A 12459-nucleotide genomic window follows, 5' to 3' on the forward strand; every position below is an offset into this window, starting at 1 on the left:
CGATGCGAATGAAGGAAGTGTTTCAACAAAAGGACCGAAAACCTTTGATCCCTTTTATTACCGTAGGAGATCCCGATATGTCCACCACTTTGGACCTGATTCGGCTTTTGGATGACGAAAAGGTGACCGGGATTGAACTGGGTGTTCCCTATTCCGATCCCTTGGCAGACGGTCCTGTGATCCAATCTGCTTCAGCGCGGGCGTTGGCTCATGGTGTCACCCTGCCGCAGGTGTTGGAATTGGCGGATAAGGCGCGAGAGATTGGTGTGACGACACCGCTGATTCTCTTTTCCTACTATAATCCGATTTTGCAATACGGTCCAAAATCCTTGGTTTCCCAGGCCCGCAAGGCGGGGATTGATGGTTTCATTATCCCGGACCTTCCTTGGGAAGAAGGAAGGGAGATGTCCGCCTATGCTTCAAAGCAGGGAGTGGATTTGATTCCTTTGGTGGCCCCCACCTCCCGTGAGCGGGTGCGACAGATTGTCTCCGATGCCCAGGGGTTTGTCTATTGTGTATCTTCTAGGGGTACGACAGGTGTTCGCCATGCGTTTGAGCAAGAAGTGGACGTTTTTTTGGATACCGTGCGAAAGTGGAGTCCTGTACCCACGGCAGTAGGATTTGGTATCTCTCACTCCGATCATGTTCAACGCTTTCTTCAACACGCCGATGCCGTGGTCGTCGGCAGTGCATTGGTCCGGAAGATTGAAGAAACAGGGGAAAAGCTGACGAATCCGGATCGACGGAACGAAGCATTGGATGAAATTCGGCAGTTTATACGCAGTTTGATGAACACAGTCAGGACTGTAAACTCTTAAGTGAAACTTCAAGCCTCATATATGGGGCTTGAAGTTTTTCTGTTGGGCTTTTGAGTCGGTCTGTTGTAATATAGAGAGAAAATGTGTGGGGGAGGAAGCAAATGTGAAGCCCAAAAGCACTTTGCAAGGATTGTCTGTATATCAGCCGGGAAAGCCGTTGGAGGAAGTGAAAAGGGAATTGGGTCTCTCCCAAGTGATTAAATTGGCTTCCAATGAGAATCCTTTTGGCTGTTCACCCCAGGTGTGGAATGCATTGAGAGAGGAAGAACATCATACGGCAATGTATCCCGAAGGCTTGGCTCCTCAACTTCGTGAGAAGTTGGCAGTCTATCATAAGGTACATCCGGAAACGATCATTTTTGGCAATGGGTCTGATGAAGTGGTCCAGTTGATTGCACGATCATTTATGGAACCGGGAAAGGAATCTGTGATGGCGGACATCACGTTTCCGCGCTATAAAACGCAGGTTCTCATTGAGGGAGGCATACCGGTGGAGGTTCCTCTCAAGGACGGGGTCCATGATCTGGAGAAGATGGCTGATGCGATCACCGATCGCACGCAGATTGTATGGATCTGCAATCCCAATAATCCAACGGGAACAATTGTTTCCCATCAAGAACTGGAACTCTTTCTGGATCGGATACCCAAACATGTGTTGGTCGTGGTAGATGAAGCCTATCAGGAATATGTGGATGATTCCTCTTATCCAGATACGCTTTCGTTATTGGAAAAGGACCCTCGATTAATCATCCTTCGAACCTTTTCCAAGATTTATGGCTTGGCAGCCTTCCGAATCGGCTACGGGATTGCTTCGGAGTCCATTGTTACGGAGTTAAATAAGGTAAGGGAACCGTTTAATACCAATCGGATTGCCCAGCGGGCAGCTAGTGCTGCTTTGGAGGATCAGGACTTTATCCAACGATGTCATCAGGCAAATCAGGAAGGCAAAAAGCAGATTCAGGAACAGTTGGATGAATGGGGACTCTTTTCTTTTCCTGCACAGGGAAACTTTATTCTGATGGATACAGGCCGATCTGCTGACAGCGTATTTCAGTGTCTGCTGCACAAAGGGATCATTGTCCGTTCCGGCAGAGCATTGGGCTATCCCACATATATTCGGGTGACGATTGGGAGTCAGGAGCAAAATCACTTGTTTCTCAAAGGACTGGCTAGTTGCTTAGATAAACCGTTCAGGGATAGGATGAGTTAAGTAATGAAAAAGGCAGTGGTATTGGGCATTGGGCTGATTGGAGGCTCCTTGGCGCTTTGTCTCAAGGAGAATACAACATTGGATGTTCACGGTTTTGATGCTTCGGAGGAATCCATTCGATTGGCTGAGGCAGCAGGGATGATACACCGAGGTCATACAGAGCTGAAACCAGCTGTTGAAGAGGCGGATTTTCTCTTTTTGGCGGTGCCTTTGGGAGCGGCTGCCAGACTTTTGGAACAGTTGGCTGAGTTCTCGCTGAAGCCGGACTGTATCATCAGTGATGTGGGTAGCACAAAGGGGCAGATTGTTCAACACGCCGGACGTCTGAAGAATCTGGGCGGAACCTTTATCGGTGGACATCCGATGGCGGGATCTCATCGATCAGGTGTGCAGGCGGCCCATTCACTTCTGTTTGAAAATGCTTATTATGTGCTGACGCCGGTTCCTGAGACGCCGATGTCTGAAGTGCAGAAATTAAGCCGTCTTCTGGAAGAGGCAACTCGCGCCCGATTGGTGATCATGGCTCCGGACCATCATGATCGTGTAGTGGGTGCCATCAGTCACCTGCCCCATATTGTTGCGGCAGGGTTGGTGAATCAGGTGGCAGGTTATAATGAGTCCAATGAATGGTTTTTTCGGCTTGCAGCGGGGGGCTTTCGCGATTTGACACGCGTGGCTTCCAGCCATCCGGTGATGTGGAGAGATATTCTACTCAGTAACCAAAAAGCGGTTCTTCACCTTCTTGACGATTGGGTGGTTGAAATGAAGCAGGTGCGGGAGTTGGTTTCCAAAGGAGATGCCGAAGAGATCGAAATGTTTTTCCGACAGGCGAAGGAAGCGAGAGAGGGATTGCCGGAGCGTAAAAAAGGAGCGATTTTGCCTGAGTATGAATGTTATGTGGATGTCCCGGATGCACCCGGAGAGATTGCTAAAGTAGCACATTTGCTGGGGATGGAGGGAATCAGTCTGCGCAACATTGGTGTAATGGAGAACAGGGAAGATCGGGCGGGAGTGTTACGTTTGGTTTTCCATACCGGAGAACAGCTGGAAAAGGCAGAAGCTCGATTGAGGGCTTCCGGTTATCAAGTGTTTGTACTTGATTCATAAGTGGATTCTAGGGAAAGAGGAGCGATCGGTTTGTTACGGATGGAGAAACGAGATAAGCTGCGCGGGACTGTAAGTGTCCCTGGGGATAAGTCCATTTCCCACCGCGCTGTGATGTTTGGAGCAGTTGCCCAAGGGATGACCCAGGTGGATGGCTTTCTTCCCGGAGCGGATTGTTTAAGTACAATTCAATGTTTTCGTCAGTTAGGTGTAAATATTCAGCGTGTTGGTCCCACTTCACTTCACATTGAAGGTCGGGGTTGGGACGGTTTAACTGAGCCGGATACGGTTTTGGATGTAGGTAATTCCGGTACAACCATTCGTTTGATGATGGGATTATTGGCCGGACGTCCTTTTCACACGATCGTTACTGGGGATGAATCCATTGGACGTCGGCCGATGGATCGTGTGGTACAACCTTTGCGTCTGATGGGGGCAACATTGGACGGTCGGTCGGATGCATCGTTTACTCCTCTATCGATTCGCGGAGGTGGGTTGAAGGGCATCTCTTACCAAAGTCCTGTTGCCAGTGCCCAAGTGAAGTCTTGCCTTTTGTTGGCCGGGTTGCAGGCTGAGGGGAGAACCCAGGTGAAAGAGCCATCTCCTTCCAGAGATCATACAGAGCGGATGCTAAATGCCTTTGGTGTGAAGGTGGATCAAAGCCCTGATGGAGTGTCAGTGGAAGGTGGACAAGTTCTCCAGGCCCGTGATGTTCAGGTTCCCGGTGACATTTCGTCGGCTGCATTTCTCATGGTTGCAGCACTGATTACGCCGGATAGCTGTGTAACCATTCAACATGTAGGGTTAAATCCCACCCGAACTGGAATCCTGGATATCCTGACGAAAATGGGGGGCGATATTCAAGTGGCACCCACTGGAGAGTGGTGTGGGGAGCCTGTGGGAGATATTACGGTTTCCTACAGTGCACTGAAAGGAGTGGAGGTATCTGGGGAGGTCATCCCTCGTTTAATCGATGAAATTCCGGTTCTTGCGGTTGCAGCCACTCAAGCGGAAGGGAGGACTGTCATCCGGGATGCCGCTGAGTTGAAGGTGAAAGAGACAGACCGGATTGCCATGACAGCAGGAGAGCTTCGAAAATTGGGGGCACAAGTGGAGGAGACGGATGATGGTATGATCATTGAAGGAAAGACTGCACTGATCGGGGATCAATGTGACAGTCATGGAGATCATCGGATTGGTATGGCCATGGCTGTGGCTGGACTGGTGGCAAAGGGAGGCGTTACCGTTGAACGTCCAGAAGCGATCGATGTTTCCTTCCCAGGTTTTGAAGCGGTATTCTCCCGTCTGTCTTAAAAGACAGTTCAATCAGAAAATTTAAAATAATAGTTGACTCAGTGTTTAAGCTTGCTTATAATAAATTCATAGTATGGTTTCTCTCCACTCCTATCCATAACAACATATGTTGTAACCACTCCGACCGGGTGGTTCTTTTTTTGTCCAAACCCTCATAAGCGTAAGAGTAGGGGGGAGGATGATGAGCGGAAAATCCGGTGCTCTGGCTTTGGAAATGGTTTTTGTTCCAGTGATTATCATGATGTTGAAAGAGTGGGTTTACCCTTTTTTTATATGGAAGTGGTTTCCTGTTGCAGATACCGCATCCACCGTGTTGGAGTGGGTATTAATTGTGGTGACGGTGATCGGTTGTTTTGCTTATATTGGCTTTGGTTCGTCTGCGAGACATATCTATAAGCTCTCACTTCCTTCTTCTATAGGGATCTATTTGGTCATCCATCTCCCCTTGGTCTTACCCGTGATCTTGATGGAAGCCGGATGGTCCGTCCCTTCGTTATGGAAGGATCTGTCCCTCTTATGGTGGGGATTGATTGGTGACGGAATTCGTCTGTTTACCCCTGACCGATGGGTCTTTCATCCCCTGACTCTATGTTTTTTGACCGCTTTGTTGTTCCTGTGTGGAAGAAATGTTTATGTAGAGGAAGAGGAATCAATCAAGAGCTTGCAACAATCCAAAGTGGTTTCAAATAGATGAAAAGTAGGTTGAATAGAGAGCATCCCATCGGGGGTGCTTTTTTGATTAAAGGGAAGTGAAAATATAAACAAGTTTGTCATGCAAACCAAATCTGCGTTGCATGCAAAGCTGATAGAACAGCCATGATAAGAAGAGAATATATTTGAAGAAGTGAGAAGGGGCTGTTTTGCATGCGTTTTGCAGATTTACTTACTTATGCGGATATCGATCATCTGAAACGGATGGCCCTGCATTATGGCTGCGGAGAAGATGAACATTCCAAAAATGAGTTGATTACTTCACTCTTGTATTATTTGGGTGGATCAGCTAGGTTAAAAGAGGAATTGGATGCGCTCACTTCTGCTGAGTTTCGGTTTCTTCAACAGATCTGTCTGGATTCACGCAGAGTTTTCAGCAAAGAGGAGTTACTGGGGAAGGGTCGTGCTTGTTTGGGTGAAGGGGAAGAGTCTCCCAGAGATCTTGTCATTACTGGGCTGAGGAAGGGATGGCTGTTTCCGGTTGTCGCCGGCAAAAACAAAGCCTTGCTGGAGGTTCCTGAAGATTTGCGCCATCGCTTTCTTCAACTATTTGCAAAAATGTATTCTGATCAGGAGAAGGAGGTTACTCCTACAGCTTATCGAAGTGAAGAAGGATTGATGGAAGAAGATCTTCACCGCTTTCTTCAGTTTCTTTCCCGTCAAGATGTGCGATTGACCGCTGATGGTGCAATATACCGTCACCAACAGCGTCAATTGATGAAAAGCCTTCATATTGCCGAAGAGGCTGTTTCCCGAAAGGGATGGCGATTTGGATTTGGGAGACGTTATCACCAATACCCGGATCGGTTTTCTCTACTGTATGATTATGCTTACTATCGCGGATATATTGTGGAAGATGAGTGGGAAGGGATTGTACATTTAAGTGAATCGGGTGTAGAGAAAATCCGCAATTACAGACTGGAAGAGGGAAAAGAAATTTACCGCTTTTGGCTTCGATTATATCGACATCCCATTCCGCAATTAGCTGTGATTGTCAAGTGGATTGATCTTTTGAGTCACAGGAGATGGATTGCGACTCATACAGTTAAAAAAGTGGTAGAAAACTGGCTGAATTCCTTCTATTACGCCGGAGAAGATGAATTGTTCCAGCAATTGATTCGAATGATGATGCACTTGGGGATGTTGCAGATTGGGGAAACAGAATCCAAAAGAAAACTTATAAAAATGACTTCCAGAGGACATGCATGGGTAAACGGGATTTCCGGTTTTACAGAAAGAACCTTGGACAGGGAATATTTGGAGGTCTCGGTTCAAAAATAAAATCAGGGATGAAGAAGGGAAAGTACCGGATTATGTGGAATAAAAATAAAAGAGACATTCATAGTTATGAATTACGAACTGAATAACCCAGCAAATATCTAAATTTTCTTTGACTGTCCTGGGTGGGGGGATCAACATGAGCGGGAATGTTACGGTCTTGGAAAAAAAGGAGTTTATCCGGTGGTTTTTAAATCATCATGAGTTGCAGAAGCGGGAAGCAGCTTGGCTCCTTAACTATTTATGTTCCGATGATCAGTTGCTCAAACGAACCCATTTTGTGGATAGTTTGCGACATCTTCCGAAGACAGTTTTGGTTTCCACCCGTTGTGTCCGGATGACGCCCTTTCGGTTTACGAAAAACAAACGAGTAAGTGCCGATGTGGAAACGGCCTTTTACGACCTTCGGTCCAGTACAAAAGAGGACCTTTACATCAGTCTATGTTTTAAGGACAAGTCTACTTGCCCAGAGTATGCCGCCGTATTGGAGGTTAATCCTATGGAAAAACAAGATCTTGTTCAGGAGACCCTGTTTGGCTTGATGGCGGAAATGATCCTCGATCACGCGGTTCGCGACTTCCGGGAAAAGGATTTGTACAGACGGATTGATCAAGCTCTGGAAGTAGGAGACGAAAAGGAATTCTTACAATTAACCGAACAATGGTTGCAGCTAGTGGAAAATAGGGAGTAGTTTCTTATATAATGTCCGGCAGATGCCGGGCTTTTACTTTTATACAGGAGGAGCAGAACCATGAGGCTTTCCCATCTTGAAGGTACAGAGTGGAGCCATTTGGCCCCATATGTGGATACCCTCCTGATCCCTATTTACCAGATCCGGATTCCCGGCAAACAGCCGGATTTGGGGGAAGCCAGAAGGGTCCGGGAATTGGCAGACCGTGTGGAACGGGAGTTGGCAGGCAGACTGCTCCTGTTACCCGCAATTCCATACGGTCAACCAACTGACAAACGTTTGCGCTGTTATGTGGAAAGTGTAGTGGAAGAGTTGGGTCGTACCGGGTTTCATCATCTGTTTTTGCTTGTACCGGAATCCCATTCAATATCACTGGAGCCGAGTGAACAGGATCAGTGGAAGCTGTTAACGGTTCCATCTGAAGGAGGAGGGATCGATTCTGAGGATCTGGCTGAAGAGCTGTGCCAAGAGATTATCATTCGTTGGGAACAAAACTCTCAGGAATGATGAACAGGTTTTCGGGAAAAGGTATAACCGATCCTTTATTTCAAAGTCCGAGTTTTAGACTTCTTGACATAGCTTCAGCCAGTTGGCTATCATGAATATGTCCTAGTAACCTCAAGGTTCCGGTCCGGTTGGACGTTATGCCGCATAGAGGGAGGTCGGAAATGTCGTGAGCGAAAAAGAAAATCAGCGAAAGCCGGGAATGTCGCGTCGTAAGTTTTTAACTTATACAATCGCAAGTACCGGTGGATTTCTTGCATCCGGTGTGTTATTCCCGATGATTCGTTTCGCTGTCGATCCGCTGTTGCAAAAGGGAGCGGATACCAAATTTGTTGATGTCGGACCGGTGGAGGAATTCGGAAAAGAGCCTAAATCGGTAGAATTCCGCATCAAACGGAAAGATGGTTGGTATAAACCGGAAGAAGGAGAAAAGGCGACCGCTTGGGTTCAAAGAGAGGGAAACGAAATCTTGGCGCTTTCTCCAATTTGTAAGCACTTGGGATGCACCGTCAAATGGGAGGGTGGCGGACATCAGGAACAGTTTTATTGTCCTTGCCACGGCGGTTTGTACACCAAAGATGGGATCAACGTCCCAGGAACTCCCCCGAACGCACCGCTTGACATGTATGATTACAAAGTGGAAAACGGCAGGCTTCTGCTCGGGGCGATTAAACAGCGGGGAGGTGCCTGATTATGTTGAAAGCAGCTTATGAGTGGTTGGATAAACGTATAGACATTACCCCAATGTGGCGTGATATTGCTGACCATGAGGTACCGGAACACGTAAATCCTGCACATCACTTTTCGGCTTTTATCTACTGTTTTGGTGGGTTGACCTTTTTTATTGTCGTCATTCAAATCCTTTCAGGGATGTTTTTGACGATGTATTATGTTCCGGATATTGAAAACGCATGGAAGAGTGTGGATTACTTACAGAATGAAATTGCTTTTGGTCACATTGTTCGCGGAATGCACCATTGGGGTGCCAGCGTTTCCATTGTGATGTTATTTTTGCATACGATGCGAGTCTTCTTCACGGGTTCGTACAAAAATCCCCGCGAGTTCAACTGGGTAGTCGGAATGCTTCTTTTCTTTACCATGCTTGGATTGGGTTTTACAGGCTATCTGTTACCCTGGGATAACAAAGCATATTTTGCCACTCAGGTGGGGATTCAGATCGCGGCCAGCGTTCCGGTTGTCGGTGACGCCATCGCCACGTTTCTTCAAGGGGGAGAGATTGTCGGGGCCCAGACGCTGGCGCGGTTCTTCGCTTTGCATGTCTTTTTCCTTCCCGCCGCCTTGTTGGGTCTGATGGGCGCCCATTTCTTCCTGATTCGGAAGCAAGGAATTTCAGGGCCACTATAAGCCGAAGGTTAGGGGGGAAAGAAATTTGGCACATCATGATAAGGATAAAGAGGTTCACTTTGTCGGAGATTCACGGGTCCGTGTTCGAAAAGAGAAGTTGCTTCCAAAGGACTACTCCGAATTTCCTGGTAAAACAGAGGCATTTTTTCCGAACTTCCTTCTAAAGGAATGGATGGTGGCTGTGGTCGTTTTGGTTGGGTTCATGGCATTGGTTATGGCTCATGAACCACCTCTTGGCGAACAGGCTGATCCGACCAACACCAGCTTCCTTCCGGTACCGGACTGGTACTTTTTGTTCCTGTATGAGCTCTTGAAGTTTAAATGGGCATCGGGTCCCTTTGTTGTGTTGGGGACGGTTGTGGTTCCCGGTCTTCTGTTTGGTGGTCTGTTTTTGGCACCGTGGTTAGACCGTGGTAAAGATCGACGTCCTTTTAAGCGTCCAGCAGCTACTGGGATTGCAATTTTGTCCTTGGTGGCGATTGTGGCTTTGACCTGGGTGGCCTGGGATGAACACGAAAAGCAACTCGCTTCCCAGCCGAAGGGATCAAGTGAGGATGCAAAAATTGTAAATCCCCAGGACCCTGCTTATGAAATTTATAAGAACAACGCTTGTGTCAACTGCCATGGTCAAAAATTGGAGGGGCTTCAAGGTCCGGCATTGACGGGGATCGGAGATGCCTACACACCGGAAGATATTATCAAGATCATGGATGAAGGAAAAGGGCAAATGCCTGCCGGTATGTTCCAGGGAAATGCGGAGGAAAAACAACAACTGGCTGAATGGCTAGCCGAACAGGACCCTCCGAAAGAAGAGGAATCTGAAGAGTAAACGGGTAATCCCGTTGAACCCGTCCCCGGTTACGGGGTTCGGGTTCTTTTTTATCCGTTTGGTATGGGAGGATGAAGGTGTGAAGCATCCATGGTGGTGGAACAGGCTAATGCTGGAACTGGACAAGCGATGGTTTCTGCAGATCCTGGTAATCGTTAATTTTGTGGGGACTCTCTATGGATACTATTGGTACAAGAATCAGCTGGCTGTGACGGAGGGATGGCTGAAGCTGTTTGTTCCCGACAGCCCAACGGCGAGTGCGGCATTTACATTGGTTCTGGTGCTATACATTGTTCGAAAACGCAGCCCATTTTGGGAGGCGTTTGCAGGAGTGACTCTCTTTAAATACGGAATCTGGGCAGTAACGATGATTCTTGCAGCCGCAGCACGTTCTCCTGAACCGTTCTTGGAGTCTCTTCAATGGACAGACTGGATGCTGATGATCTCTCATTTGGGAATGGCGCTGGAAGGCGTTCTATATAGCCGCTTCTTTACGTTTGGTATCAAAGAATTGATCCTGGTAGGAGGATGGACATTGTTAAATGACATCCTGGATTACGGACTAAACATCCATCCTTGGCTCTCTTTGTCCCTGCGAGGAACAGAAGAGGTTGTTGCTGCATTTACGCTAGGACTCAGCCTATTCAGCATTCTTCTCTTTGCTCTGCTGGTTTTTCCCGCGAAACAAGAAAGAAAATGGAACTTCCCCCTTTGGGTGAGAAATCGGTAGGATGTTTTATATTTAAACCAGTTTGCAATACAGACAAAAAATACTTTCGAAAACGGTCCTGTAAAGGTCCCATCACGCTACTGTCTTGTTTTCATCTTCTCCTCATGTCCGGACAATCCATGCATAAGATGACATAAAGAGTCTTGTCCGGGGAGGGGATTTTGTGTTTTCCAGGCTGGCTATGGGTATTGCTTTTCATGGTCTTATTTTTATGATGCTGTTTCCCCAGATTGTTGTTGCAGAGAAAACGAATCAGAGTGAGAACTGGGCTCGTCAGGCAGAAGAGGTGGACCGCTTGGTAAAAAAGAAGGAATGGGAGCAGGCACGGAGAGCGTTGGCTCAGTTAGCCAACGGCTTTTCCAGTGGCAACTTTACCAAGTCTCATCTCTCTGTGGAAGGAATGAAAGCTCTTTCCGAGACCCTGGTGGATTTGGATCAGGAATTGGTGAGAGTAAAGCCGCGCCCTAAACGATTGTCCTATGCATCCGAACGGATGTTGTTGGCTTTTGATGCGTTGGCACATGATCATCAACCTTTATGGCATCAATATGAATCATTATTGAAAAGTGATGTGTTGGCTTTGAAAAAATATATAAAACAAGACCGCCCAGAAGCGGTCCGTTCCAAAGGCCGAACATTGATTCAACATTTTGAAAGAATTGAGCCCGCTCTTTATGTCTCAATGGATTCGGAGACAGCAGGAGCTGTAAGAAATCTTCTCTATTCACTGGAGGGCGAGATCCGCAAGGGTTCTCTGGAGATGAACCAGCTTTCTGAAGGAGTGGAATTATGGGAACGGATGCTGGAACCCCTGTTTCGACAGAAGGAGGAGGAATTGCTGGCATTGGCACACAGAAACCGACCGACCTGGCCTGAAGCAGCTTTGGTTCTCGGTGGAGTTATTGTGGCTGTTCTCACCTATGTGGGGTGGAAAAAATACAAGTATCAGCAGATTCGTGTCTATGACAGAAGCTATTCCCGATCAAATGTAAATCCTTCCCCCAAAACATCGCGTACATCGTGAAGGACGACAAACGCATAGGGATCTATGGAATGAACCAGCTGTTTCATGCGCGGCAGTTCATTTCGGTTGATGATGACATACAGCACTTCCTTGTCCGTACCGGTATACCCGCCTCGCCCTTTTAAAAGCGTGACGCCCCGCTCCATTTCTTTTGTGATTTTGTCCGATATGGAGACAGCAGAGTTGGAGATAATGGTAACCGCTTTGGCTGTATCCAGACCTTCTACAAAAAAGTCGATGATACGGGCTCCCACAAAGACGGCTACGACGGTGTACATCGCTTTTTCCCGACCGATAAAGAAAGCAGAAGCGCCTATAACGAGGATATCAAACAGAAACATGGTTCGACCAATACTCCAGTCGAGATATTTATTACCAAGACGCGCGATTATATCGACACCACCGGTGGTTCCCCCAACTCGGAAAATGAGTCCAAGCCCACTTCCGACTAAAACCCCAGTGTATAGTGCCGCCAGTAAAGGGTCGTCCACAGGTTCATAATTTCCTTCAGTCAATGAAAGGGCAACAGAAACAGCAACGGTACCGACAATGGTATAAATCAGTGTCCGTGTGCCAAATACTTTGTATCCAATGATGAAAAGCGGAATATTAAGACCCAAAATGACGATTCCAGGAGAAATTTCAAACAGGTAGTATAGGATCAGGGAAATCCCTGTGAATCCGCCTTCAGAGAGTTTATTGGGGATGGCAAAGTAATTGATTCCCCACGCGAAAATGAATGAACCCAGAAGAATGGTCAATATGTCTTTTACTTGCTTATTCATTCCTTCTCCTCCCTTACTGAATTTTAGTGCGGGCTTAATATCCGGACCCAACACATGTATGTTACTATATAATGGACACATGCGAAAACATTTTAA

General features: G+C 47.2%; 14 protein-coding genes. 13 read left to right on the plus strand and 1 reads right to left on the minus strand.

Annotated elements, in window-relative coordinates:
• The first annotated feature begins 2 nt into the window (after positions 1 to 2).
• From trpA to FN782_RS02895, 13 genes are all read left to right on the plus strand, one after another.
• Positions 3 to 818 carry a tryptophan synthase subunit alpha gene (gene trpA, locus FN782_RS02835; protein ID WP_142504237.1) on the plus strand — a complete coding sequence of 272 codons (816 nt, stop codon included), beginning with the start codon at positions 3 to 5 and terminating at the stop codon, positions 816 to 818.
• Positions 819 to 921: 103 nt separating this feature from the next.
• Positions 922 to 2028 (plus strand): histidinol-phosphate transaminase, encoded by a 1107-nt coding sequence (gene hisC / locus FN782_RS02840; RefSeq protein WP_142504238.1) that lies wholly within the window; start codon positions 922 to 924, stop codon positions 2026 to 2028.
• A 3-nt stretch (positions 2029 to 2031) separates the two neighbouring features.
• Complete coding sequence (locus tag FN782_RS02845; protein ID WP_142504239.1) at positions 2032 to 3135, plus strand: prephenate dehydrogenase; 1104 nt, start codon at positions 2032 to 2034, stop codon at positions 3133 to 3135.
• 30 nt (positions 3136 to 3165) lie between these two features.
• Positions 3166 to 4446 carry a 3-phosphoshikimate 1-carboxyvinyltransferase gene (aroA, locus tag FN782_RS02850; RefSeq protein WP_142504319.1) on the plus strand — a complete coding sequence of 427 codons (1281 nt, stop codon included), beginning with the start codon at positions 3166 to 3168 and terminating at the stop codon, positions 4444 to 4446.
• A gap of 181 nt (positions 4447 to 4627) precedes the next feature.
• Entirely contained in the window at positions 4628 to 5140 is a 513-nt protein-coding gene (locus tag FN782_RS02855; RefSeq protein ID WP_142504240.1) for a hypothetical protein, read from the plus strand.
• Positions 5141 to 5310: 170 nt separating this feature from the next.
• A complete protein-coding gene (locus FN782_RS02860; RefSeq protein WP_142504241.1) occupies positions 5311 to 6438 on the plus strand; it encodes a hypothetical protein in 1128 nt (375 codons plus the stop codon).
• A gap of 136 nt (positions 6439 to 6574) precedes the next feature.
• On the plus strand, positions 6575 to 7126 hold the full coding sequence (locus FN782_RS02865; protein ID WP_142504242.1) for a ReoY family proteolytic degradation factor: 552 nt from the start codon (positions 6575 to 6577) through the stop codon (positions 7124 to 7126).
• Positions 7127 to 7186: 60 nt separating this feature from the next.
• Entirely contained in the window at positions 7187 to 7633 is a 447-nt protein-coding gene (locus tag FN782_RS02870) for a DUF2487 family protein (RefSeq protein ID WP_142504243.1), read from the plus strand.
• A 166-nt stretch (positions 7634 to 7799) separates the two neighbouring features.
• Complete coding sequence (locus FN782_RS02875; protein WP_142504244.1) at positions 7800 to 8321, plus strand: QcrA and Rieske domain-containing protein; 522 nt, start codon at positions 7800 to 7802, stop codon at positions 8319 to 8321.
• Between the two features lie 2 nt (positions 8322 to 8323).
• Positions 8324 to 8995 (plus strand): menaquinol-cytochrome c reductase cytochrome b subunit, encoded by a 672-nt coding sequence (gene qcrB / locus FN782_RS02880; protein WP_142504245.1) that lies wholly within the window; start codon positions 8324 to 8326, stop codon positions 8993 to 8995.
• Positions 8996 to 9020: 25 nt separating this feature from the next.
• A complete protein-coding gene (locus FN782_RS02885; protein ID WP_142504246.1) occupies positions 9021 to 9824 on the plus strand; it encodes a menaquinol-cytochrome c reductase cytochrome b/c subunit in 804 nt (267 codons plus the stop codon).
• A 79-nt stretch (positions 9825 to 9903) separates the two neighbouring features.
• Positions 9904 to 10554 carry a DUF1405 domain-containing protein gene (locus FN782_RS02890; protein ID WP_185955993.1) on the plus strand — a complete coding sequence of 217 codons (651 nt, stop codon included), beginning with the start codon at positions 9904 to 9906 and terminating at the stop codon, positions 10552 to 10554.
• A 163-nt stretch (positions 10555 to 10717) separates the two neighbouring features.
• Positions 10718 to 11578: a sporulation protein YpjB gene (locus FN782_RS02895; protein WP_142504247.1), complete on the plus strand. Its 861-nt coding sequence runs from the start codon at positions 10718 to 10720 to the stop codon at positions 11576 to 11578.
• On the opposite strand, the gene FN782_RS02900 is transcribed toward FN782_RS02895, so the two are convergent.
• Entirely contained in the window at positions 11527 to 12363 is an 837-nt protein-coding gene (locus FN782_RS02900) for a YitT family protein (RefSeq protein WP_142504248.1), read from the minus strand. The genes FN782_RS02895 and FN782_RS02900 overlap by 52 nt on opposite strands.
• Positions 12364 to 12459: the final 96 nt, after the last annotated feature.

Origin of the sequence: Melghirimyces algeriensis, assembly GCF_900182565.1 — a bacterium.
GTDB lineage: Bacteria > Bacillota > Bacilli > Thermoactinomycetales > DSM-45169 > Melghirimyces > Melghirimyces algeriensis.